At 31.6% G+C, this 26,269-nt stretch carries 21 protein-coding genes and 1 tRNA gene; 13 read left to right on the top strand and 9 right to left on the bottom strand.

Translation table 11 applies throughout. The features are described 5' to 3' along the window. The first annotated feature begins 95 nt into the window (after window positions 1-95). The 6 genes from G8C43_RS06995 to G8C43_RS06970 all read left to right on the top strand — a co-directional run bounded on the left by G8C43_RS06995 (window position 96) and on the right by G8C43_RS06970 (window position 9,355). Complete coding sequence (locus G8C43_RS06995; RefSeq protein ID WP_160542971.1) at window positions 96-1,322, top strand: glycerophosphodiester phosphodiesterase family protein; 1,227 nt, start codon at window positions 96-98, stop codon at window positions 1,320-1,322. Between the two features lie 327 nt (window positions 1,323-1,649). Continuing rightward, window positions 1,650-2,513, top strand: coding sequence for a hypothetical protein (locus G8C43_RS06990; protein WP_166005069.1), 864 nt, complete (start codon window positions 1,650-1,652; stop codon window positions 2,511-2,513). 120 nt (window positions 2,514-2,633) lie between these two features. After that, complete coding sequence (locus G8C43_RS06985; protein WP_160542969.1) at window positions 2,634-3,941, top strand: hypothetical protein; 1,308 nt, start codon at window positions 2,634-2,636, stop codon at window positions 3,939-3,941. 128 nt (window positions 3,942-4,069) lie between these two features. Continuing rightward, the gene (gene glpK, locus G8C43_RS06980; protein ID WP_105296443.1) at window positions 4,070-5,575 is read left to right on the top strand and encodes a glycerol kinase GlpK; all 1,506 of its coding nucleotides are present in this window, start codon (window positions 4,070-4,072) and stop codon (window positions 5,573-5,575) included. Between the two features lie 477 nt (window positions 5,576-6,052). Beyond that, complete coding sequence (locus tag G8C43_RS06975; protein ID WP_166005067.1) at window positions 6,053-6,802, top strand: hypothetical protein; 750 nt, start codon at window positions 6,053-6,055, stop codon at window positions 6,800-6,802. Window positions 6,803-6,979: 177 nt separating this feature from the next. Further along, complete coding sequence (locus G8C43_RS06970) at window positions 6,980-9,355, top strand: hypothetical protein (RefSeq protein ID WP_166005065.1); 2,376 nt, start codon at window positions 6,980-6,982, stop codon at window positions 9,353-9,355. A 66-nt stretch (window positions 9,356-9,421) separates the two neighbouring features. Here G8C43_RS06970 and G8C43_RS06965 read toward each other — a convergent pair whose 3' ends face one another. From G8C43_RS06965 to G8C43_RS06955, 3 genes are all read right to left on the bottom strand, one after another. After that, window positions 9,422-10,396, bottom strand: a complete 975-nt coding sequence (locus G8C43_RS06965) for a 2-hydroxyacid dehydrogenase (protein ID WP_166005063.1) — start codon at window positions 10,394-10,396, stop codon at window positions 9,422-9,424. 66 nt (window positions 10,397-10,462) lie between these two features. Further along, window positions 10,463-11,182, bottom strand: coding sequence for a 3-ketoacyl-ACP reductase (locus tag G8C43_RS06960; RefSeq protein ID WP_160542965.1), 720 nt, complete (start codon window positions 11,180-11,182; stop codon window positions 10,463-10,465). A 19-nt stretch (window positions 11,183-11,201) separates the two neighbouring features. After that, a complete protein-coding gene (locus tag G8C43_RS06955; RefSeq protein WP_166005061.1) occupies window positions 11,202-12,185 on the bottom strand; it encodes an aldo/keto reductase in 984 nt (327 codons plus the stop codon). Between the two features lie 582 nt (window positions 12,186-12,767). On the opposite strand from G8C43_RS06955, the gene G8C43_RS06950 reads away from it, so the two are divergent. Together G8C43_RS06950 and G8C43_RS06945 are read left to right on the top strand one after the other, a co-directional pair. Next, window positions 12,768-14,960, top strand: coding sequence for a glutamine synthetase III (locus G8C43_RS06950; RefSeq protein WP_105296449.1), 2,193 nt, complete (start codon window positions 12,768-12,770; stop codon window positions 14,958-14,960). A 257-nt stretch (window positions 14,961-15,217) separates the two neighbouring features. Beyond that, entirely contained in the window at window positions 15,218-16,855 is a 1,638-nt protein-coding gene (locus G8C43_RS06945; protein ID WP_166005059.1) for a fumarate hydratase, read from the top strand. 80 nt (window positions 16,856-16,935) lie between these two features. On the opposite strand, the gene G8C43_RS06940 is transcribed toward G8C43_RS06945, so the two are convergent. The 4 genes from G8C43_RS06940 to G8C43_RS06925 form a co-directional block, all read right to left on the bottom strand. Continuing rightward, window positions 16,936-17,880 carry a carbohydrate kinase family protein gene (locus G8C43_RS06940; RefSeq protein WP_166005056.1) on the bottom strand — a complete coding sequence of 315 codons (945 nt, stop codon included), beginning with the start codon at window positions 17,878-17,880 and terminating at the stop codon, window positions 16,936-16,938. 11 nt (window positions 17,881-17,891) lie between these two features. After that, a complete protein-coding gene (locus G8C43_RS06935) occupies window positions 17,892-18,902 on the bottom strand; it encodes a LacI family DNA-binding transcriptional regulator (protein WP_166005054.1) in 1,011 nt (336 codons plus the stop codon). Between the two features lie 19 nt (window positions 18,903-18,921). After that, the gene (locus tag G8C43_RS06930) at window positions 18,922-20,265 is read right to left on the bottom strand and encodes a sugar porter family MFS transporter (RefSeq protein WP_166005052.1); all 1,344 of its coding nucleotides are present in this window, start codon (window positions 20,263-20,265) and stop codon (window positions 18,922-18,924) included. Between the two features lie 462 nt (window positions 20,266-20,727). Further along, window positions 20,728-21,306 (bottom strand): DUF4136 domain-containing protein, encoded by a 579-nt coding sequence (locus G8C43_RS06925; RefSeq protein ID WP_166005050.1) that lies wholly within the window; start codon window positions 21,304-21,306, stop codon window positions 20,728-20,730. A gap of 175 nt (window positions 21,307-21,481) precedes the next feature. Here G8C43_RS06925 and G8C43_RS06920 point away from each other — a divergent pair, with 175 nt between their 5' ends. Continuing rightward, window positions 21,482-22,255 (top strand): threonine/serine exporter ThrE family protein, encoded by a 774-nt coding sequence (locus tag G8C43_RS06920; protein WP_160542958.1) that lies wholly within the window; start codon window positions 21,482-21,484, stop codon window positions 22,253-22,255. Next, window positions 22,242-22,802, top strand: a complete 561-nt coding sequence (locus G8C43_RS06915) for a threonine/serine exporter family protein (RefSeq protein WP_105296456.1) — start codon at window positions 22,242-22,244, stop codon at window positions 22,800-22,802. The genes G8C43_RS06920 and G8C43_RS06915 overlap by 14 nt, the downstream gene beginning before the upstream one ends. A gap of 220 nt (window positions 22,803-23,022) precedes the next feature. On the opposite strand, the gene G8C43_RS06910 is transcribed toward G8C43_RS06915, so the two are convergent. Next, complete coding sequence (locus tag G8C43_RS06910) at window positions 23,023-24,021, bottom strand: acyltransferase family protein (RefSeq protein ID WP_166005048.1); 999 nt, start codon at window positions 24,019-24,021, stop codon at window positions 23,023-23,025. A 519-nt stretch (window positions 24,022-24,540) separates the two neighbouring features. On the opposite strand from G8C43_RS06910, the gene G8C43_RS06905 reads away from it, so the two are divergent. The 3 genes from G8C43_RS06905 to G8C43_RS06895 are packed head-to-tail and all read left to right on the top strand — an operon-like array spanning window position 24,541 to window position 25,854. Continuing rightward, window positions 24,541-25,068, top strand: a complete 528-nt coding sequence (locus G8C43_RS06905; protein ID WP_166005046.1) for a hypothetical protein — start codon at window positions 24,541-24,543, stop codon at window positions 25,066-25,068. A gap of 7 nt (window positions 25,069-25,075) precedes the next feature. After that, window positions 25,076-25,423, top strand: coding sequence for a hypothetical protein (locus G8C43_RS06900; RefSeq protein WP_166005044.1), 348 nt, complete (start codon window positions 25,076-25,078; stop codon window positions 25,421-25,423). Beyond that, on the top strand, window positions 25,420-25,854 hold the full coding sequence (locus G8C43_RS06895) for a hypothetical protein (protein ID WP_166005042.1): 435 nt from the start codon (window positions 25,420-25,422) through the stop codon (window positions 25,852-25,854). The genes G8C43_RS06900 and G8C43_RS06895 overlap by 4 nt, the downstream gene beginning before the upstream one ends. Window positions 25,855-26,176: 322 nt before the next feature. Here G8C43_RS06895 and G8C43_RS06890 read toward each other — a convergent pair. Then, window positions 26,177-26,250 (bottom strand) — tRNA-Met (locus tag G8C43_RS06890). Window positions 26,251-26,269 lie beyond the last annotated feature (19 nt).

Genomic DNA, 26,269 nt, shown 5'->3' with positions numbered 1-26,269 from the left:
ATCAAAACCTATTAGCATTGAAAAGAAATACCATCAAGTAGCAAGATATCTCAAAAATTAAATTCAAACTAAATTCACTTTTTTATAATAGTTATATGAGAAATAATAAGCTGGTTACATTAGCATGTTTAAGTATGATAGCTTTATCATGCAGTAGCGATGATAACGCATCCACAAACAGTAAAGAAGAAGTTCTTCATTTATCTCCTGAAATGCAAAAAGTAAGGGATTATGTTCCTGAAAATGCCGTAATAGGTCACAGAGGAACCTCTTATTGGGCACCGGAGTCTACAGAGTCCGCATATAGATGGGCGCGAAATATGGGCGCCGATTATTTGGAAGCTGATCTTCAAATTACCAAAGACAGCGTAATTTTAGTAGTGCATGACAATGTACTGACCCGAACGTCCAACATAAAAGATATCTATCCGGACAGAGCAACTCAACCTGCCTCTACCTTTACTTATGAAGAATTATTAAAGTTGGATGCCGGTACTTGGTTTAACCATGATAAAAATACATCACCCGACAGAGCTAGACCTAGCTTCTCCTCTCAAAAACAATATATCAGCACCTTGGAAGACTTACTAATGTTTGCACAAGGAAAACGTTTAAAAAGAGATTCTAACGGAGAAAGAATTTGGAAAAAAATAAACGGAAAATATACTTTTGAATATGAAGATGACCCGGCAGATAATGGAAACAGACCCGGAATTTATATTGAAACTAAAGAGCCCAGCTTAAATCCCGGAATAGAGCATGCTTTAGTTAAGGAATTGAATCGACATGGATGGAACATTATTGAAAAACCGGCTACAGAAACCGCCCATTTCAAAAACGGTAAAGTAAATGTCGGAAATACCAATGGAAAAGTTGTATTACAGACTTTTTCTCATAATAGCTTACTGATTTTAAAAGATTTATTTAAAGGAAAAATTCCAACCGCTTTATTATTTTGGAAAGGTACCGGGCCGGATGATATACATGATGATCAACAAGCCACTTATATAAAACATATTAATTTCGGAATTGAAAATTTAGCACAGTTTATTGGTCCTTCTATTGCCGGAGGAACTCCACCCGACAATTGGCCGGAATTATTAAATCCTTGGCAAGCAGAATTAATACACCAATCAGGCATGAAAATACATCCTTATTCTTTCGATAATGAGGGACAAATGATTAAATATTTTTCTTTTTATGATGGAATGTTTACCAATCAATCGGATCTAACAATTCGTTTCTATCATGAAAAGCAACTCAGAGAAGGAGGACCGGCTTATCAAGATGCTAAAACTATATTGGCAGATTTAGGCTACTAAACAAAAAAATTATAGGTTATTTTCAATTTTATTACTTCGATATAGTTTAAATGTTGTTTTCTTAAGAAGTTTAACAAAATTGAAAATAACCTTTTCATCAAACAGTAAAAAACTACTTATCAAAATTTCACCTAATTAAAATTTAAAAATTAGATACGCGTCAATCGTTTACTATCACATTTCATTTTTTAATCAGATCCTATTAATAAAAATAATCTTATAAAAAAACACGAAGTAAAAAATCTAGCCATTAGTTGATCAATAAAGAATAAATAAACGAGTCAAAATAAAAAATAAAATAAATATTAACGTTACAAAAAAAAGATCATGAAAAAACTAATACTTGCACTATTAGTAGTTGGATTCACTTCCATTAATGCTCAAAAATTAGCAAAATCAGGGAGTAGCTACAAACTAAAAAAAGTTATTCCTGTTGAAGGAAGACAAGGTATTGCTATAGACAAAGATTACTACTATGTATCAAGCAGCACCGCTTTATTCAAATACGATAAAAATGGGAATCTAATTACAAAAAACGATAAACCATTTACCAAATTTGAAAAACAAGTAAATCATTTCGGAGATATCGATATTTATAATGGAGAAGTTTATACCGGAGTAGAATTTTTTGATTCAGGAGTTGTACGCAACATTCAAATTGCCGTTTACGATGCTGAAACTTTAGATTATAAATATTCTATAGACTTTGGAGAAATTGAACAACCGGAAGTTAGTGGTATTACCATTGACAGAAAGAACAACATTGCTTGGATGTCTGATTGGACTTCCGGATGGTATGTATACAAATATGATTTAAAAACTAGAAAATATATTGGTAAAGTTCATTTACAACCCTCTCCGCAATGGCAACAAGGGGTTTATCATATTGATGGAAAACTTTTAATAACTTCTGATGACGGGGATTCCGATATTCCGGAGGCAGATAATGTTTATATTGCTGACGTAAGCGATCCGAACCAAACTCGTGCGGAAGTTTCATTATTTAGATCAATTCCTGAATTTAAAAGAGCCGGAGAAATTGAAGGTCTTTCAATTGATCCTGTAACCAATGACCTTGTTATCCTTAATAATAGAGGAGCAATCATTAAAATGGGTATGCCGTCCGGATTCTACCCAGGCTATGACAGAGAAATTCACGAATTGTATATTTTTGAAAAAACTAAAAAATAATTCTCTTTCGTTCCACTTATTAACATAAAAAGATAAGGCAAAGCATTAAATACCAAATCTTTGCCTTATTTCAACAACTACATTACGAAACCAATTAATTACTAAACAAAAACAACTAACATGAAATTTAAACGCAGTTTATCTCTTTTCTTTACGGCAGCATTTATTTTAGGCTATGGCCAAAAAGCCTCCCTGGATAAATTCCAACAAGACAGCGATTCAATTAAAAAAAGACCTTCACTTGTGGAACGTATGAACAGCGATAGCTCCCAACTTTCTCAAGGTATTAAGTTAAATTTTATTAAAGAATTAACGGGAGGAGATGAAAATAGCTTTACTCCTACTCTGAAATACGGAATCGGTATGGTTCTGGAAACTATTTACCAACAAGTTCCTAGTGAAAAAGGACCTCATAAAGAAGCAAATTCAAGCTATAATTTTCAACCGGCTGCATTCAAAATAGGATTCTTACATACAGATATGGCTATATCTCCTAAATTGAGCGCTAGCATAACTTGGAACCTACACGCAAGCAAAATTTCTGATGCTTTCATTAAATATAACTTCCATCCGTTGCTTAATTTACAGTTAGGACGTTTTAAAGGAGCCGGAAACAGAGCTGCTAATGAAACATCTGCTTATGACTTAGATTTAGCCGACTTTACTTATACATCTGAAAATCAAAGTGCAGCTCAAGGTGCTCCTGATTTAAGACATTATGGTATTAACGTTTCAGGTAACGTTAAAAATTTTGTAAGATATGCCTTCTTTTTGCATAATAGCGACAGCAATCGAGACAGATATTGGTCTTCATTCAACGATGGTCCATCGGAAGGACAAGGAAACCACGGTTTAGAATTTAAAAGCTGGGATGCATCCCTACGTTTTTTCCCTGTAAAAAATGTTGAATTCGGTGGTCATATGGGTGCTGTTAATCTTCCGGGAATGGGCTTTAAACAAGCTTGGGCTTATTCAGGGTTTTTATACTATATAAATCCTAACAAATACAAATTTAAATTTGATTACGGTACTTACAAAAATGTACGATTTACAAGCGTTGATGAAAATGGAAATACTATATTTGTAACCCCTAACAATATGGATTATACTAAACATGATTTTGTTAAGGTTAATAAGTTAGGTTACTCTTTATTAGCAGGATTTAATGTTACTCCAAAAATTGAACCTGTTGCAAGATTTGAATATTTCAATCAAGGAAATAAAGATATTTCCGGATTTGACTATGAAAAGCTTTACTTATATACTGCCGGGGTGAATTTTTATTTATACCCTAACAGTCCAAGAATGGCAAAAATAACAGCGTTCTATCAACATAGAGCGGAAAAAGGAGGACCAAGCATTGCTAATGATTGGTTCGGATTGAGTTACCAAATCGTATTATACAATAATACGAAAGGAGTTTTTTAACATAATAAAAAACATATAAAATTTAAAATACATTTAAAAAAAGATCTTTAAATTACTAATTATCCTATTTTAAATGTATTTTTTGTTTTATTTTATACGGACAAATTAAATAACTAAAATCAATAAAGATGAAAGAAAAATTCATTTTAGCTTTAGATCAGGGAACTACATCTTCCAGAGCTATTTTATTTAATCATGGAGGAGAAATAGTATCGGTTGCACAAAAAGATTATACCCAATACTTTCCAAAACCGGGATTAGTGGAACATCACCCTGAAGAAATTTGGTCTTCGCAAATGTCTGTTGCTGCCGAAGCAATAGCTAAAAAAGGTATATCCGGATTGGATATAGCTGCGATTGGTATTACCAACCAAAGGGAAACCACAATTGTATGGGACAGAGAAACCAGTGAAACCATTTACAATGCTATCGTTTGGCAAGACAGAAGAACTTCCAAATATTGTGATGAACTTAAAGAACAAGGTTTAACTGATATGATCCGAGAAAAAACCGGTTTAATACTGGATGCTTATTTCTCAGGGACAAAATTAAAATGGATATTGGACAACGTTCCGGGTGCAAGAGAAAAAGCTGAGCAAGGAAAACTTTGTTTTGGTACAGTTGATACTTGGTTGGTTTGGAAACTTACGAGAGGAAAAATGCATGTTACCGACGTTTCTAATGCTTCTCGTACCTTATTGTTTAATATTCATACTTTGGAATGGGATGAAGATTTATTAAAATTATTCAACATTCCTAAATCTATGCTTCCTGAAGTAAAACAAAGCAGTGAAGTGTATGGTGAAACCTCCACTACTCTATTCTCAACAAAAATTCCTATTTCAGGTATTGCCGGAGATCAACAAGCTGCTTTATTCGGCCAATTGTGTACTAATAAAGGAATGGCTAAGAATACATACGGTACAGGGTGTTTCTTATTAATGAATACAGGTGAAAAACCCGTTTTATCTAAAAATAATTTATTAACTACCATTGCGTGGAAAATTAATGGTAAAACTTATTATGCGCTTGAAGGTAGTGTATTCGTTGGTGGAGCGGTAGTTCAGTGGTTAAGAGACGGAGCTAAAATTGTTAAAACCTCTGCTGACACTGAAAATTTAGCTAAAACTGTTCCAGATAATGGAGGGGTATATTTTGTTCCTGCATTAACAGGCTTAGGTGCTCCGTACTGGGATCCCTATGCTCGTGGAGGAATTTTAGGAATTACCAGAGGTACTACCGATGGACACATTGCCAGAGCAACTTTAGAAGGTATTGCATACCAAGTGTATGATTTAATAAAAGCTATGGAAGCAGACTCCGGCGTTCATGAAATTGAACTTCGAGTTGACGGGGGGGCTTGTGCTAACAATTTAATGATGCAATTCCAATCTGATATTTTCGGATTTAATGTAATTAGACCTAAAACATTGGAAACAACCGCTCTAGGTGCTGCTTATTTGGCCGGATTAGCTGTTGGTTATTGGAAAAGCATTGATGAACTTCAAGCTCAACGATCTGTAGACCGTGTATTTACACCTGAAATGGATAAAGATAAAGCCGAACATTATTTAAAAGGTTGGAAAAGAGCGGTAAGCAGAGTACTTAATTGGGTTGATGATGAAGACAAATAAAGTTTTCACGCAAAGACTTACATTTACTATAAAATTATATAAAGCAAATAAAAGAAGTAATTAAATTAAATGCCTCTAAAAGTTCTTAACGTTGGTTTTTGTGATTTTTTGTAAAACTAATTACAATTGGAAACAGTAACTAACAATATAGTTTCTATGGATTGATTAATCATACCCATAAAATATAGATGGTTTTACTGATGCTAATTTTGAATGTAATAAAATTTTTCAGAATTCGGCATCTGTAAATCTATCTAAAAAATATATTATAAAATTTAGACAAGACAATTATCAGCTTTATAATAATCTCTAAAATATTTGTACTAAATATCCTATTTTTTTAATCTAATTGATACAAAAGTTTCAATATATTTCCGAATAATTAATAATAAATTATATATTCCGATAGAATATTTATATTTTTACATCCAAATTTCAATGCTGATTTAAAATAAAAACAAACTAAAATCCATTAATATGAAAAAAATTCTTATTTTACTTACAGTTCTTATATCTTCTATTTCATTATATAGTCAAGAAATAGAAAGATTAGATTTCAATCTTAGTTTACGATCTAACCACTTTTGGAGAGGTATAACTGTTACAGACGGTGCCATGGCCGACGTAGACATAAATTATGCTTTAGATCGTAAAAAATATCTAAAATTGGGAGTTTGGGGCGGTATAGGTCTCGGGGATACAAACGGACAACACTATCATGAAATTAATTATTATCTACACTATAGTACGGAAAAATGGGGTGTCGGTGTATGGGATGTATTCAATTCTACCGGAAGATTAAAAGATGCTAAAGATAATGACATTTGGAATTATGATCACAAAACAACCGGACATCGATTTGATTTCAGAGGATATTTTGTTTTCTGTGACAGCTTTCCTTTAAAACTGGATTATGGAACTTCTTTTTACGGAGCAGACAGAAATGAAAAAGGAGATCAAAGATGGTCTACCTATACCGGACTAAATTATCCTATTATAAAAGGTAAAGTAGTGGATCTGGATATATTTTGCGGTGCTGCTTTTGGTCTTGCAGGAAAATCTAGCTTTTATGGTAATGAAAAACACGATTTCGACATTGTAAATGCCGGAATTACAGCTTCTAAAGATGTTACGGTTCTCGGATATAAATTACCTGTTTCTGCCACAGCCATGTGGAATCCTTCACGCAAAGAAGCAAGAGTCCAAATCGCCACTTCTTTATTCTAATAAATATTTTTAATTCAGATATAAAAAAAGCCGGTTTATAATAAATCGGCTTTTTTAGTTATTAAAATACTTTAAACCATTTTCGTATAAAAAATAATTTTATAAATTTACGTTTTCAGTACAAGCTAAAAATTCGGATTTTTTAATCAATTGAAGCAAAAAAGATTATTTCTATAAATGCAAACATCTATAAGAAGCAACTTAGTTCTATTATTTTTTCTCTTTTTTTCTCTACATCTTTTCTGTCAAATACACATTAAAATTGTAAATATTGAAACCAATCTACCTGTTGAAAAAGCTTTTATTTACAATGAATCAAATAGCCTGTTAGGGTTTACCAATGCAGAAGGAATGATTACTTTAGATAGCAATATAAACAAAATAATCATTCGTGTTGATGGTTACTTGCCTAAAATAGAAATGATCGGCAAACTGGATAAAACTATTTATTTATTTAAAAAAATTAAAAAAAAGAGTGATCCAAAGGCTGTATCTATACTAAAAAAAGTATGGGAAAACAGCAGTAAAAATAATGCTGATCATCTCAATGCATATAAGTTTGATTCGTATGTGAAATTTACTTTAGACATGCCTTCTGATTCCGTTACTTATATTAATCATCCTAAAAGAAAACTGGATACTTTAAACAATAAATTAAAAGGATTTTTAGAAAAAAGCATGGTTTTTATTGGTGAAAGAACTATGCTTTATGAATATGATAAAAAATATGGTAAAAAAGCCATTGTAACAGCTTATAAAGCAGGAGGATTTAGTAATCCGCAATTTTTTAATTTTTCCATTGCAAAATCAATGGTCAATGATTATCCTGAAATGCTTAAGCCCAGGGAAACGCAGGGAACAATATCCCGATTGGTAGACAGTGTCTATATTAACAACAGAAAAACATATGTTATCTATACTTATTCTCATGGAAAAAGTGAAGCTCAATTTTACAAAAATCTAACTGTATTTGTAGATTCTGAATCGTATGCGCTCGTAAAATTAATTGGCAATAATTCGAAAATATCCAATATATACTACGAAATAACTTATGCTCCCTATGAAGGAATTTGGTATACAGAAGATGAATATATGAAGACGGAAATTTTAAGCAGTAATTTCATCAAAAAAATAAATAAACTACTGCCTAAGGGATTGCATTCGATAACTCGATTAACTACTACGGCAACCATAGATTCTCATGTAACCAATTTCACCAACGATGTTTCTTATACTGCTAATGACTTCAAAGGATATGAATATGTTATCTCAAAAGAAGTTTCCCACAATGCAGATGAAAAAATTTCAGCACTGCGAGATGATTCTTTAACTCATCGAGAAGCTACAACTTATAATGAATTATATCGAATATCAAAAGAATATAAACTGGAACCTAAATTACGATTTTTAAGAAAACTCACCGAAGGGGATTTGGAACTGGGATTTTTTAATTTTGATGTATACAGTATATTCAGTCATAACCTGTATGAATCTTTCCGTTATCAACTAGGAGGACATACTAACCATAAATTCAGTAAAAATACTCGTATTGGAGGGTATATAGCTAAAGGAACTCGAGATGAGGAAGTTAAAGGAGGAGCAGATGTAACATTTTTTGTTAATAAGCACCAAGGTGGAGAATTATCTATAAAAGCAGAAACCGATGTGCTGCCGGTGGGAAGAACCAAAATTAAGTATTTAACACCAAAAGATGAGCTTACGGCTAAAACCAATAATATTTATAACGGAGATTATTTTAGCTATAGGAAAGTAGAATTGTCATATCAACAAGATTTTTTAAAAAATATTGATATTACTTTTGCGGTTGATTTCCAAAGACAACGGGTAAATTTTCATTATAAATTTAAAGATTACGATGAAAGTACTTGGTTTAACTATGTTAATACTGCCATACGTTTACGATACGCTCCCAATGTAAAATATATCGAATCGAATAACGGAAAATATACTTTACAAGATAAGCCTCCTTATTATTATTTTACTTACGCTAAATCTTGGAAATTATTTGAAAACAGTACAGGTATTCATCGTTTATACCTCTCGGCTTTATATACTTTTTTGTCTAAATTAGGTAAAACTGAAATTATCGGGAATATAGGAGCCACTTTCGGAGATACTCCAATTATAAATTCTTTCGAGGGCAACGGGGTTGCGAAGCACGGAAACAGTATTTGGGGTAGATTTGCTTTTAAAGGCTTTCAAAGTTTTGAAACTATGAGACCTTCCTCCTTTTTTTCAGATAGATTTATTTCTTTTCAATTTACCCACCATTTCCGTCCTTTACGCGTAAGTGAATTTAAATCTCTACATTTTGCCGTATTATACAATGGTCTTATAGGATGGATGCCAAATAAAGATGTTCATTCGCTTTTTGAATTCGATGTTCCTAAAGATTATTACCAGGAAGTTGGTTTTGAAGCAAATAAGCTATTATTAGGTCTGGTAGGTGTTGGCGTATATGCTCGATTAGGCGCTTATAAAGTTGGAAATTTAGATCAAAATATGTCTATCAAGTTAACTATGGAATTATAATTTTCAAATAAATACATATTGATTTTACAAGCTTATAGATTACTATAAATCAATATAATATTTTAATTATTTATATACTTCGGGATTAACGACGCAAGGTAATTTTTCTCCTTTTAAACCGGAAATAATATTTTTAGCACACAAAGCCGACATCGCATTTCGTGCTTCTATAGTTGCTGATCCGATATGAGGCGTAACCGCAACATTTTCCATACGTAATAAAGGGTTATCTGCTTTCATGGGTTCGGGATCTGTTACATCTAAACCGGCTCCCCAGATTTGACCTTCTTGGATGGTCTGTATTAAATCTTTTTCATTAACCATAGGACCTCTGGCCGTGTTTATTAAAATAGATGTTTTCTTCATTTTTTTAAACGCTGAGGCATTAAAAATACCTTTATTTTCATCTGTTAAAGGCGCATGTAAACTTATTACATCCGATTGTTCCAATAATTCTTCAAAAGAAACATAATGCGCTCCTAATTCTTTTTCGGCATCTTCTTGTTTATGCCTATTATTATAAAGTATATTCATCCCATATGCATTTTTACATTTTTGAGCCATTTTGATTCCTATACGTCCCATACCAAATATGCCTAAGGTCTTTCCATTTAATTCTTGCCCTAAATATTCTACTGATAAAAAACCGGGCTTCCAATTTCCTTCGATTATCCTTCGATAATTAAAAAAAGCTTTTCTGGAAACATTCAACAGTAACAAGAAAGCAATGTCTGCCGTTGCATTACTGAGAACATCCGGGGTATTTCCCACTGGTATGCCCAAACGTGTGGCTGCTTGGATATCGATATGATTATAACCAACCGAAAATGTGGAAATAACTTTCAAATTTGTAACTTCTTTAAAAAAACTTTCCGGCACAGGAGACATCACATTTATATATGCGTCGGATTGTTTACATTTATCTATTAATTCTGCAAGGGTAATAGGTTCCGAATTTGTCCACATTTCGACCTCATAACCTGCCTTTTTCAGCATGTCTACTCCTACTTCCGGTATTTTGCCGGATATAAATACTTTCATATATTTTAAATGTTAAAATAATAAAGTCCGGTATATTAGCCGGACTTTATCTATGGGTTTATAATTTTAAGGATTGGTTGACCATAAAGATGCATTTGCCAACAAGGCTCGTTTATTTAACTTAAGAATATCAACCACTAATTCTGCAAAATCTTCCGGCTGTAAAACTTTTTCCGGATTTCCATCCGTAATTTTTAATAATTTTACAGACATGTCTGATGCAATGGTACTTGGTGTAAGAGTTGTAACTCTTATGTTGTGCTTTCTCATCTCATACATCAATGATTCCGACAAGGATATTAAACCGGCTTTTGAAACACTATAGGCTGAAGTGTTTGCGCCCCCTTTTAATCCAGCCGTGGATGAAACATTAATGATATCTCCCCCTTTTTTTTCAATCATTGCAGGCAAAACTGCTCTTGACATGAAATAAGGTCCGAAAAGATTGGTTTGTACAATATTTTGCCACTGATCAACAGGCATATCCAAAAAACTTTGAAATGCTGAAATTCCTGCATTGTTGATCAAAATATCAAAGGATCCGAAACTGTTTTGTAATTTTTCCATTTCCGTTTCAACTTCTTTTTGATTGGAAACATCAAAAATTGAATATGCAGCTTTTATTCCTTTTCCTTCTAACTCCTTTACAGTTTCCTTAACTGTTTTTTCATCTCTTCCTGTAATAGCTACATCTACCCCTTCAGCAGCCAGAGCTAAAGCCACTGCTTTTCCTAATCCTCTGTTTCCGCCTGTAACTATTGCTTTTTTACCTGTCAGTTTTTCCATAATAATTCTTTATATGATTTTATAATTTTGCTAATTCCGAATCGATAAAATCCATTTGTTCTTTGCTGATTTTTACTTCTGCAGCTTTTGCATTTTGTTTTGCTTGTTCAGCATTTCTTGCACCGGCCAAGGCTATGGTAATCCCCGGTTGTTCAGCAGTCCATTTTAATACTAACTGAGCCAGGGTTGCTCCTTGATCATCTGCTATATGTTTAATTTTAGCCAAGAAATCATCAATTCTTTTAATACTATCCGGTTGGTACATCTTCATATCCCTTCGGGCATCACCTTCTTCAAATTTATGATCCGGTTTAATTTTACCGGTTAATAATCCTCTTTCCATTGGACTATAAGCTAAGATAGACTTTTTATTTTTAATACAATAAGGAACTATATCTTTTTCTATTTTACGGTTTAACATACTATAAGGAACCTGATCGGAAAGTATTTTGCATGTTTTATTTGCTGCTTCAATTTGAGATGTAGAGCAATTACATACGGATGCATGACGTACTTTACCTTGCTCGATTAATTTTGCAACTGCTTCAAACGTTTCTTCAATGGGAGTAACGGTTTCCGGCCAGTGCAGTTGATATAGATCTATATAATCGGTTCCTAAACGTTTTAAACTTTGTTCACACTCATAGATAACACTTTCCTTTCCAGCATATTTATATATATCGATATCTTTACCTGAATTATCTTTACTGTGCATGGCTAAATCTCCTTTAGCTAAATCCCAACGCATTCCAAATTTAGTTAAAATTTGAACTTTATCTCTAGGAATTCCTTTAATAGCTTCTCCTACTATAGATTCACTGGTTCCCTGTCCATATATAGGAGCCGTATCGATAGATGTTATTCCTGCATCGTGAGCTGATTTGATTGCTTCAACGGCAACTTTTCTTTCTGTTCCTCCCCACATCCAACCTCCGGCAGCCCAAGCTCCAAAAGTTATTACCGATAAAGATAAATCTGAATCGCCTATTTTTCTATGTTCCATGTTTTTTAGGTTTTTGATTAATTTTAATTATTGTTGTTATTTTTATCTTTTTAATCTTATCTTTTATGAGATTTATTTAAAATTATTAATGAAAATATTATACCAACGCAAGATTTTATAAACAAAAATTTTACAATTATCCAGTTTTTGTAATTATTTTAAATATTCTATCTTTTTGAATTCTGTTTCTCTAATTTTATTTCATATAAAAACCGTATTAAAATATTTTATCCACAATACAGTGAAAAATTTATCCATTCGTAACATATTACAAGTTAACTATTTATTCATAAATTATTTTTCTTTCTTTTATTATTCTTAATAGAGCCCGATAAATAATAAATGAATATAAAATAATTTATTTTTTTTATACATTTTGTTTTTATGACATTCTCATATTAAAATACTTATTACTTGTTTATTTTATTTTATTTATTAAAATTGAAGTTTTTTTTTGATAATATGTTAAGAATTCAATGAATGATTTTTAATAAAATTCTTTTAATTGTGTGTAAAAAATGAGGGTTATTTGATTTATTTTAATATTATAATTATATTTACCCTCTAAAAAAAATACCTTTTATGTCAACATTACGTTTTTATGCTTTAAAAAGGCTTCCTTATTTACAGCCTAAACATATAGAAATTCCAAAAAAATTATCTGAGCTATATTGCGAAAATGTCTTTTCAGAATCCACCATGCGTGAATATCTGACTAAAGAAGCTTATCAAAGCATTTTAGATGCGATAAAATATGGAAAGAAAATCACAAGAGAAATTGCAGATCAGGTTGCTGTTTCCATGAAAGAATGGGCTATGTCTAAAGGTGCTACCCATTATACTCACTGGTTTCAACCTTTAACGGGAGAGACAGCTGAAAAGCATGATTCTTTTTTTAATCCAATTGGAGAAGGTCGAGCCATTGAAAGATTCAGCGGTTCTTTATTAATTCAGCAAGAACCAGATGCTTCCAGCTTCCCTAACGGTGGAATACGTAATACATTCGAAGCAAGAGGTTATACCGCCTGGGATCCGACTTCACCTGCTTTCATTATTGATACAACGTTATGTATTCCTTCTATTTTTGTTTCTTATACCGGTGAGACTTTAGATTATAAAACTCCACTATTACGAGCATTACAATCGGTAGATGAAGCTGCTACTGAAGTATGTCAAGCCTATTTCGATAAAAATGTAACCAAAGTTTATTCTACTTTGGGTTGGGAACAAGAATATTTTTTAGTGGATTCTTCACTTTTTCAAACCCGTCCGGATTTAGTTCTAACAGGAAGAACTCTTCTAGGTCACGCTCCTGCTAAAGGACAACAACTCGAAGACCATTATTTCGGCTCTATTCCTACTCGCGTAAGAAATTTTATGAAAGAGTTGGAAATTGACTGTATGAGATTGGGTATACCAGTAACAACCAGACATAATGAAGTTGCTCCTAATCAATTTGAATTAGCTCCATTATTTGAAGAAGCTAACTTAGCGGTAGATCACAATTCATTATTAATGGATGTCATGAAAAAAGTAAGCCGCAGACACGGTTTAAGCATTTTATTTCATGAAAAGCCCTTTGATGGTGTTAACGGAAGCGGAAAACATAATAACTGGTCGCTTTCAACAGATACCGGAGAAAACTTATTAAGTCCCGGAAAGAACCCTAAGAAAAATCTCCAGTTCCTTACTTTTTTCATCAATACTATTAAGGCTGTTCATGACTATGGTGACTTACTACGTTCCTCGATTGCATCGGCAGGTAATGATCACAGGTTAGGTGCTAATGAAGCTCCACCTGCTATTATTTCTATATTTATTGGATCTCAGTTAACCGCTGTTTTAGATGAGTTGGAAAAAGTTACTAAAGGAAAACTTTCCCCGGATGAAAAGACGGATTTAAAATTAAATATTGTCGGAAAAATCCCTGAACTATTACTTGACAATACAGACCGTAACAGAACTTCGCCTTTTGCATTTACCGGAAATAAATTCGAATTCAGAGCTGTCGGATCTCAAGCTAATTGTGGTGAACCTATGACCGTTTTAAACACTATAATGGCTTATCAATTACAAAAATTCAAAAAAGAGGTTGATGAATTGATTGCTAAAGGACTTAAAAAAGATGAAGCAATATTTAATATTCTTCGTGACTATATTACTGAATCAAGATCTATATTATTTGAAGGAGATGGTTATAGTGAAGATTGGGTTAAAGAAGCGGAAAAAAGAGGATTGGAAAATAAAAAAACTACTCCTGAGGCATTAAAATTTGAATTAAACAAAAAATATATTGAGCCATTTGAAAAGCTAAATATTTTATCTCATAAGGAAATTGAAGCCAGAAATGAAATCAAATTGGAAAAATATTCTAAAATGATCTCTATTGAAGCAAAGGTATTAGGAGATATGGCTCGTAATCACATTGTCCCTGTGGCTGTTGATTATCAAACTAAATTGATTGAAAATGCAAAAGGTTTAAAAGATATTTTTGGTGAAAATGAAATGAAATCCATGTGTAAAGAGCAATTGGATCTTATTAAAAATATCTCTTCTCATATTACTGAAATTAAAAGCGGGGTTGATAAATTGTTTAAAGAAAGAGACAAGGCTATTGCTATTTCAGATCCTGCTAAACAAGCTGAAACTTTTTGTAATAAAGTTAAACCTTTATTTGATAAAATCAGAGAACATTCTGATGCATTGGAAATGTTAATAGACAACGAAATGTGGCCATTAACAAAATATAGAGAATTACTTTTTACGTTAAGATAGGCTAAATTGATTTAATTTTCAATAGATATTTATTATAGAGAGGGTTGATGAATTATCAACCCTCTTTTTTTAATCTTTTTCTAAATATTTCTCTTATAAAATTATAAATATAAACCACTATTGAAAAAACTGTTTTTTCTTTATTTATAATGATTATAAATTTCGTACTAGTCTTTAAAAGCGGTAAATGTCATGTTTTATAAATCTATTAATATATAATTTTAGCGCTGTTAAATTTATAAAACTAGGCTTACTATATGGCAACACCGGATTTTAAGTATCAAGAAACTTTTGAACAAGGAAAAGATCTTACAGAATACTATTTACTAACTAAAAATTATATATCAACCTCTACATTTGAAGGAAAAGAAATTCTTAAAATAGAACCGGAAGGTTTAACTCTGCTGGCTCAACATGCATTTCATAATGTTGAATTTTTACTTCGTCCGGAACATCAAAAACAAGTAGCAAGTATACTATCAGATCCGAGCGCCAGTGAAAACGACAAGTTTGTGGCTCTTACTTTTTTACGAAATTCTGAAATCTCAGCTAAAGGAATTCTTCCTTTTTGTCAAGATACCGGAACAGCCATTATTATGGGAAAAAAGGGCCAACAGGTATGGACCGGAGGTAATGATGAAGAAGCTTTATCTAAGGGAGTATACAATACTTTTACATCTGATAATCTGCGTTATTCTCAAAATGCTCCTTTAGACTTATATAAAGAGGTGAATACAGGAACCAATCTTCCCGCTCAAATAGATTTATATGCTGTAAACGGACAGGAATATAAATTTTTATTTGTTGCAAAGGGAGGAGGTTCAGCAAATAAAACTTATTTATATCAAGAGACTAAAGCATTATTAAATCCCGATAAATTATTTCCTTTTTTAGTAGAAAAAATGAAATCGTTGGGTACTGCTGCTTGTCCTCCTTATCATATTGCTTTTGTAATTGGAGGAACATCGGCTGAAACTAACTTGAAAACAGTTAAGCTTGCTTCTACTAAATATTATGATAACTTGGCAACATCAGGAAATGAAGGCGGGCGGGCTTTTCGGGATCTTGAAATGGAAAAAAAGCTATTGAATGCCGCTCGAGAATTAGGGTTAGGCGCCCAATTCGGAGGTAAATTTTTTGCTCATGATATCAGAGTTATACGACTACCAAGACACGGAGCGTCTTGTCCGGTTGGAATGGGTGTTTCTTGTTCTGCCGATCGAAATATTAAAGCAAAAATAAATAAAAACGGTATTTGGATTGAAAAATTGGAAGATAATCCTGCCCGATTAATTCCTGAACAATATCAAAAGGCGGGAGAAGCCGGAGGTGTTGCGATTGATTTAAATCGACCGATGAAAGAGATTCTTTCCGAATTGTCCCAATATCCTGTTTCTACTCGACTATCTTTAACCGGAACTATTATTGTAGGACGGGATATTGCTCATGCGAAACTGCAAGAAAAATTGGATAATGGAGAAGAGTTACCGCAATATATAAAAGATCATCCTATTTATTATGCCGGACCGGCTAAAACACCTGCCGGGTATGCTTCGGGATCTATGGGGCCTACTACTGCCGGAAGAATGGATTCTTATGTGGATTCTTTCCAATCCCATGGAGGCAGCTTAATTATGATTGCAAAAGGAAACAGAAGCCAACAGGTTACAGACGCTTGCCATAAATACGGCGGTTTTTATTTAGGAAGTATAGGGGGACCTGCTGCAATTCTTGCGCAAACTAATATTAAACATTTAGAATGTTTGGAGTATCCCGAACTGGGAATGGAAGCTATTTGGAAAATAGAGGTTGAGAACTTTCCTGCTTTTATTCTCGTGGATGACAAGGGTAATGATTTCTTTCAACAGATAAAAAATACTTCTTGTAACTGCTAATTAATTTTATCTTTATATTTAAAAAGCAGCTTAATAATATAAGCTGCTTTTTATCTATATAGAGATAAGATTAGTGTATGCTAATTGATTGTTTGATCTTCTATAAATGTGTTACTGTTTATCGATTTGTCCTGTTTGAATTTTTGGAATTCTTCTAAATCATATACCGGACATGCTCCTATGTGATTGGTTATAAATGCTCCTAAAGCAATCGCTTCTTTCATAGCATCTAAATTTGAGAATCCTTGAGCTCGTTTAGCTAAAAATCCGGCCAGAAAAGAATCACCACTACCGACTGTATCTTTAATTTCAACTTGTATAGCTTCTGAATATATATATTGATATTGATCACAATATACAGCTCCTTTACTTCCTTTGGTTACAATTAGTCCATCTAAAGAGAATGTTTTACGAACATATTTAACGGCATCTTCTTCGGATGTATATTCTTTCCCCACCCATTCTAACAAAAGCCTTAATTCTGCCTTATTCATCTTTACTAAATCGGCTTTTTTCATAAAATCGATAATCGATTCTTGAGAAATATATGGGGGTCGTAGATTGATGTCAAAAACTTTATATGGCGCAACTTCTATTAATTTTGACAAAGTGTTTTTGGATAAATTATTTCTGCTTCCTAAACTTCCAAATACAAATCCTTGTGAATTCTTTACTAAATTTTCATATTCATCTTTCCATTCTATAAAGTCCCAAGCTACGGGTTCTACAATGGTATAATGAGCTTCGTTATTTTTATCTATTTCTGCTATTACAGTCCCTGTGTTGTATTTATCGCTTATCTGGCATTCTTCTGTCGGAATCGCTGCTTCTTGTACTTTGTTAAGCAATTCTCTGCCTAATTCATCATCTCCAACACAACTAATCATTCTTCCATCAACACCCATTTTATTAAGATGATATGCAACATTAAATGGAGCTCCTCCTATTTTCTTTCCTGATGGGAATATATCCCATAATATTTCTCCAAAACAGATGATGGGCTTCGTATTCATATTATTTTTCATTATGTATCTTATTAAGAAGATTGTTTTATTATTAATTTCGAGTTGTACACTCTCGGTTTAAATTTTAAATTTTTATCTTCAATCATGCCGGTAATTATTTCTACAGCTTCTTTGGATATTTCATACAAAGGTTGTTTTATATGGCTCACCGGTACTTTAAAGATGTCAAAGGCTTCTGATTCATCAAAGGTAATTAGTGCTAATTCGTCGGGTATTCTTATGTTTAACGTCATTAGCTTTTTAAGTCCTGCCAACGCTAATTTATTTGTTGCAAAAAATAAGGCATCAATGGCTTCTTCTTTTGATAGTAATTCATCTATAGCATGGGAAACTTCTATATCTATTTCCGCTTCATTAATGTATTTTATATTTTCTGATTTAATAGTTAAACCCCTATCCAACACAGCTCTTTTATAACCATTTACTCTTTCATTTATATGAATTAATTCCGTTTGAAATGATAGTATGCCTATGTTCTTTTTTCCTTTTTTTATTAAATGTTCTGTGGCTTGATAGGATGCTCCGTAATTATTAGTAGTAATTACGGGTATTTCCATATTATTATTAAAATATCTGTCTATTAAAACTATCGGAGCATTGGTTTTAGCTAAATCCAATATATACTTTTCTGAGCCTTCTACCGGTAGAATTATAAAACCATCTACCTGTCTGGTAAGAAAAATATCTATTAATTGCTGCAATTTTTCTGCGTTTTCATCGGAACTTCCAATTAATATTACATATCCTTTGCTGCTTATCTCATCTTCAATAATCCTTGCTATTTGAGAAGCAAACGGGTTGGCAATATCTGCAACCAACAAGGCAATGGTATGAGTTTTTTTGGCTTTGAGACTTCGCGCTATGCTATTGGGTCGGTAATTCAGTTCTTTAGCTGCATTTTTTATTTTTTCTGCTGTAAGTTTACTTATTCTATCGGTATGACGACCGTTCAAAACATATGAAACCAACGCAGTCGAAACTCCTGCTTTTAAAGCAACATCTTTAATTGAAACTCTTTTCATAGTAATTGTATTTTATAGCTTAGTCAATAAGCCCTAATTCTTTTTCAATTTGTTCTAAAGATTTTCCTTTGGTTTCCGGAATCCAAAATTTAACAAAAATAAAGGCAATTACAGTAAATATTCCAAAAATTCCAAATAATGCACTATCTCCTAAATTTGCTCGGATAATTGGTGCAAAATATACAGTTAAAAATGTACAACCCCAGCTAACAGCAGTTGAAAAAGACATTGCTAATCCTTTAATTCTATTAGGATAAATTTCGGATATAATTACCCACATTACCGGAGCGAAGGATGCAGCAAAAAAGGAGATATATCCTAATAAGGCTATTAAAACTCCCATACTATTTTTTTCAGGTTGTAAGAAAGCATATGTCAAATATCCTAAAGAAACAGCCATTCCAAAAGCTCCCCATAATAAAAGAGTTTTACGACCTTTAGAATCCACTAATTTCAAGGCAACTATAGTCATTAATACATTTACAATTCCCACGATCATGGATTGAAGTAAAGCTGTATCTCCACCTACTCCGGCAGAACGGAAAATATCCGGTGCAAATATTAATACAGCATTTATACCGGTAATCTGCTGGAATGCTGCTATAAGGGTTCCTATTGCAACTATTTTGCCAGTCTTTCCGTTAAATAATTCTTTACTGCTGGCTTTTTCTTTGTTCTTTTCAGCATTTATGGATTTTTCCATTTCAGGAAGTTCGTTTTTAACATAACTATCTCCTCCTATTTTATTAAGAATTTCTACGGCTTCGTCTTTTTTTCCCTTAGCTAAGAGCCAGCGTGGACTTTCCGGAAATGAGAATACTAAATATAGTAAAAAAATGATTCCGAACAGGGCCGGGACTCCCAACATATACCTCCAACTTTCTTGACCTAAATTAATCAAGAAATAATCAAAAACATAGGCTAAAAAGATACCGATGGTTATTGCAAATTGATTGAATGATACCAACGTTCCTCTTTTATTGGCCGGGGAGATTTCTGAAATATACATGGGGCCTACTACTGAAGTAGCTCCTACAGCGAAACCGGAAAGAACCCTAAAAATAGTTAATCCTATAAAGCTGGTTGCAAAAGCACAACCTAAAGAAGAAATTATATATATAATTGCTGTAATGATCATAACATTTTTACGACCGTATTTTTCAGCTATACTACCGGTAAAAAAAGCTCCAATTAAGCAACCAATCATTAAAAAACTGGCAACTGTACCTAATCCGCTATCGCTTAAACTGAAATCTTGCTTTATGAGATCATTGGCTCCGGCAATTCCTGCCATATTTAAACCAAATAATAGACCTCCGTTTACTGCAACGAAAGTAATCCAATATAGATATTTTGTATTCATATTACATTTATGTTTGTGGTTTCATGCAGTAAAATTATATCATTTAACCGATTAAATGATTTTATTTGAAATGAGTTATATCATATTAAAGAATGATAATATAATTATAGGTGTGGAGATTGATAGTACATAATTATACATCTTATTTTTTCAAATGATTCAAAAATAATTTTATTAAATGTAAACGAAAATGAATTTTTAAATTTAAATATTGTTAGGTTGAAAAAATGATTCTTTAACTTTAAAAAGATATTTAGTTTAAAAAATATTAATCTTTTATCTTTCTGAATATATTGTTTAAACGTTTAAATATTTGCTATAGATTTAAATATGCTTTATAAATTCTTATATGTTAGATGCATCATACAAACTTACTTAAGAAGCTATATAATCTAAACTTAATAATTCTTTGAACTAATATCCTATTATATTAATATAGGGGTATATATCATTAAATTTAAACTAATTGTAATAGTTCGTTTTGCTTGGTTTGGATTTTCTAATTTTCTTAGGCGGATAATTCTTAAACAACAAATTAATTGATGAATTATAAAAGGAAGCTTTAGAAGCGGTAGAAGTATTAAAAGGTTTAGAATCGACAACTTTTGATGTCCAAACTAAATTCTTTGTTTTAGCATCATCAAAATCGATTTTAAACGAATAATTAACAATTTTACTATTATTTTTTATGGGTATATCTACATTAGTACCTAATCCAAACCAGCCACTTCCTCCTCCAATTCCTAAATTAACTGAACTGTTGGCAGGGTGTGTAAGTTGGGTATAAACTTCCACGGCTATATAAACATCGGGGTTATCAACATCTTTCATTAAACCTTTGGAAAGCAACACCGCATCCAGGTTTTTCATAAAATTGGTACTGTCTATTTTATTATTAAGTTTTACTTTATTATCTGCATAATAATTATAGGTTTTTACTGTAGAAAAATTATATCCTGAATCATAATCTACTGATAGATTATTGGTTTGACATGAAACCAATGTAATTAGTAAAATAAATAATAGCCAATGTGATTTCATATATTTATATAATTTACATTCAACATAAGTAACAAATTTACTAATATTTTAGTCATATTTTACTTGCCTATCTAAATTATGAACCTTTTATGTGATTGTTATCAGGTTTACGTTATTTTATCTCAAAACTCTACTTCCTTGTTATAATTTTACACCTGTTAATTAATACTTCTTTATGACTGATACTTCAATCGAAATAAAATTTGTAAGTGAAGTTATTTCTGATATTGCTATAAGCCTTATCATGAATGGTGCTAATACTTCGCGAACATTAAAAAATACGCAAAGAATAGCCGGGGCTCTTGGTTATGAAGCTGATTTATTTTTTTCGTTATCAGGCGTTGTACTTAGTGTGAGAGATAAGAAAACTCATGTTATGCATACTATAGTTCGTGCTATACCTCATATTGGAGTAAATTTTGAAATTGTTTCTGAGATCAGCATATTATCATGGAGAGTGATCCATGAACAAATGGATGTGAATGCCGTTAATGAACAATTTAATTCTATAAAGAAAATTAATCATTACCCAAAACCCGCCATTTGGTTTTTTGTAGGTCTTGCCGGAGCCAGTTTATGCAGGATTCTTAATGGTAGTTGGATTGAGTTTTTTATTACTTTCCTTGCGACTGTTTTGGGAATCCTTTCCAGACAGTTTTTAACTCAAAAAAAATTCAACATTTTTATAATTTTTACTATTGCTTCTTTTACTGCCGTATCTGTTGTGAATATATTTAGATTAATCACCGGTCTTGATCTTAAAAGTGCTTTTGCTGCCAGTGTTTTATTTTTAATACCGGGTGTGCCTTTAATTAATTCTTTCATAGATATTTTAGAAGGATATGTTACACAAGGTATTGCCAGGGGAATACACGGATCAATGTTAATTTTTGTTATCGCTATGGGCCTATTTTTATCACTATTTTTATTTGGATATGGATTTAATTAATTTTTTTACCGTTTGTGAGAATGTAACTATTTGGGAAAAAATATTTTGGTCTATGTGGGTATCCATAGGCTTTGCCGTTATATTTAGAACGCCTTACCGTTCGATGTGGGTGGTGGCTTTGTTAGGAGCTATGGGGTTTAGCTGCAGAGCTGTATTATTACATTATTTCGTAAATCAAATTGTATTTTCAAGTTTTGCTGCTGCCAGCTTAGTAGGTATATCCGGCGTATATTTCGCTCATAGAGTACATACCCCTCCTATTGTATTTACGATTCCCGCTGTCATTAATATTATTCCCGGTAAAATGGGCTATGAGTTTATGATTTCTTTGATCGAGGTTATGACTTTAAAAGAGGGGGAACCTCTGCAATTTAATTATTTAGTTGAAATGCTTGAAAAAGCTACTCGTACGGGCTTTACTTTATTATCACTTGCATTTGGTGTTGTTTTTCCTTTATTAATTTTTAAAACCAGATCAGTTAAACAAACTAATCTTAATCAATTATTATTTAATAAACTGGTTCATATTAAGAAGAAAAATGAATAAATGATATGTTAAACAAATTGATAGTCTTATGATATAAAAGATTATTTAACTGATTATATTTAATTTATCTCCATATAATTGAGTAATAAAGTAAGTGAAATTCAACAATTAAATTATTTAATTAATTAGTTTTTGTTAGTTTAATACTATTTAGTAAAAAAAACAATCATATAGTTTTATATGATTGTTTTTTTTACTAACTTTTTATTTTATTTTTTAATTATCTTTTAATTTTATTAAAGATTATCTCAATTAATTTTAAAGGATTCATTATTAATTGAATAATTTTTAGCTTAGTTAAAAACAAACATACTAAAGTAATTGTTATAGCAGCTAAAATATCAACTACAAGTGGTATATGACTGAAATGTTTTGTAACTATCCCCCAATATACAGGATATACTATCATAATATGTAATAAAAGGATGCCCAAACTAGCGGAACCAAATTTATAGAAGGTATCCGGGATAATATTAAAAAATGCTGCTGAACTGAATATGGCAAAAACAAGAAAAATCAACCTTTGAATCAATCCATCGGTAATGGTAGGAAATACACTATAGGAATATCCTCCAAATGTGGTGAATGCATGATAGCTAGTTCCATATAAACATACCCAGATACCAAATATTGTAAAAAATAATACGGAATATATTTTTTTAATATTTTTTATTCTAGACCATATATCTTGTGGAGCATAATATCCTACAAAAAAATGGGGTATAAAAACCAAGATTCTTAGTGCAGAAACATAATCAGGATGTAAGATAGGATCTATCTTTATGAATCCAACAGCTAAAGAAATAACAGTTGAAATTAGTAAACTTGCCCATGCCGGTATATTAAATTTTTTTATTAGTATTATAAAATATCTCCAAAGAATTAATCCCGCAAGATACCAGAGCGGGCCTATAGGTAATAGTATATATCGTACGATATTGAAATGACCGGCAGCCATGGAGGGTATTGAATAAAAAAGCTGAAATAGGTAATATACTAAAACAAAGCCTAAGATGAATTTTTTAAACTTATCCCATGTTAAATTTTTTGAGAAGTAACCTGAAATGATTATAAATAAGGGTATAGTAAAGGTTGAAGAAAAAATGTAAATCAAAAGTTTGATTTTAGATGTAAATAAATCATATTCACAGGTATGTGCTAATACTACAAAAAATATTAAAATGAACTTAGCGGAATCTAAAGATTTATTCCTTTCCATAAAAAAATAAAATTACTTAATAATAAACTATTTGTATAATAAATTTAATTTAAAATATAACAATTTGTTTATAAATATATAGAGATCCAACTTTTATTTATAAATTTAAATATTCTTAAAATTTATAAAAATCTTCAACTTCATATAAATAAATAATTACTTTATTTATCAGTATTTCCAAAGGTTGAAAGCTTCTATTTTTTATAAAAATTGGTCAAATATACATATAAAATGTTAATGCAATTCATACAATAATCATGAGTGAAAAGTAATGATAAAAATCACTTAAACAAATAAAAATCAAAAAAATGTTTATTTTATATTAATAAAATATATTTTTTTATATAAAATTTAGAACTAATCATACTATGGATTATATTTATTTTTATATAAGATCAACACCAATTGTTGTTTAATTCTTTTTTCCTCAATACTCCTATCTTTTCTCAAAAAATATAGTGGCAACAAAGTATTGGAGGAAACCAAATTAATTATATCGACCTTGAACCTATTGAAGTGGTGGGTAATAATTACTTTTTACCGGATTATATATCCGGTGCATACAATCATGCAGTAGCAAGTGATCAATATGGAAGATATAGCCCTTATAAGCCGGATGCATTTAGTTTCAGCTTGGGATTTTCATTTCAAGGAATCTTTGGAGAAGCAAGCTTTAGTATAGGAATTGCAGTAGCCAACGGTGATGCGGATTTAGTTGTGGGAACTGGAGGTGGTCTGGGAATAAAACCGAGCATACCGGGGGTAAAAACCGGGGCTCAATTTGCTTTTCATGATAACTATTGGGATAATAAAGATCTTTTAAAAGGTCTTTCCGGAACGGATGTTAGCTGGGTAGGATCCTTTTTGGTGGGAGGTATGTATTCAACGTCTGCAACAGACTCTTTAACACCTGCTAAATCAGGTGTAAAAACAATGGGAATAAATGCCGGATTGGGGTTTGGAGCGGGTGTTGCTGTTTCTAAATCCGAAACTTTTAGATTAAGCAATGGTATTCGTCAGTTAAGTAATTGGTTTAACAATAAATAAAAAGATAATGAAAAAGATAATTATTTTATTATTGGGAATTAGTCTATTAAGTTCTTGCTTAAGCCCTGACTGTGAAAAATTGGCAAATTATGACAGAAAAAAAGAATGTTTATTGATTATTAAAAAAATGCCGGTTTTCGATACTAGATATCTTAATGCAGAAGGTATTCATTTGAAAACTGGAGAATATTGTAAATGTAGAGATGATGATAATTGGTGGACACAATATAGCGATTATATGTCTGTGGGAGATACTATAATTAAACGAAAAGGGGAATTAGTTTTTTATATTCACAAGAAAGATACTATTTTAAGTTTTCCTTGGGAATGTGAGGGTAAAGTTTATAAATCATGAAATATTTAAGTCTAATATATTTATTGTTTTTGGTTACTTCATGTACATTTGTCCATACTAATAATAATATGGATAAAAAGGAAGCAGAAAAAATATTAAAAGTATATTTTTATAACCTTGCTTACGAATCTGTTACATCTAATGACAGCTTATATAGTATTGATTTTTATACAAAAATTTCGAAAGATAAACTGCATAAAATCCACAACTCATTGAAAAATAAATTGGGAAATTTGATTGATTATAAATTAGATAAATGGGAAACCAGAGTTGTAAGCGGAACCCAATCTTATTCAGAGTATGGATTTGTTTATACGGTAATATATGAGAAAGATTCAGCAACTGAAATTTTTAAATTAAAAAAAGATGATAAAGGGAGAATAAAAATATATTATCATGATATATCTTCTTTAGCATTATTAAATGATTAAAATTTCATTAATAATAAAAAAATCCTCATTAAGAAGTAAAAATTTTTTATGTTTTTTGCATCCTATATTCTTTGTCCTACAGATTTAACGACTCAATTTCTTCGTTGTGGAATAGACTATAGTCATAGGATATCCAAAGAGTAACTATAATAACAAATTTATGGGAAGTAAATAATTCTATTTAAAATAAAGGAAAATTTACTATAATAGGATTTTATTTACAGAGCTTATTTAGATTTCAATAATGAATGAAAATAAAGGATAATAGGAATGTCTCTTATATAAAAAACCCTCATAATTCTATATGAGGGTTATAATTTTGTAGCGAGGAGCAGACTTGAACTGCCGACCTTTGGGTTATGAATCCAACGCTCTAACCACCTGAGCTACCTCGCCAATTAATTCGAGGTGCAAA

The sequence above is a fragment of the Apibacter sp. B2966 genome, assembly GCF_011082485.1.
Classification (GTDB): Bacteria; Bacteroidota; Bacteroidia; order Flavobacteriales; family Weeksellaceae; genus Apibacter.
The sequence above is the reverse complement of the archived record's forward strand: the minus strand, read 5'-3'. Positions and strand labels throughout refer to the sequence as shown.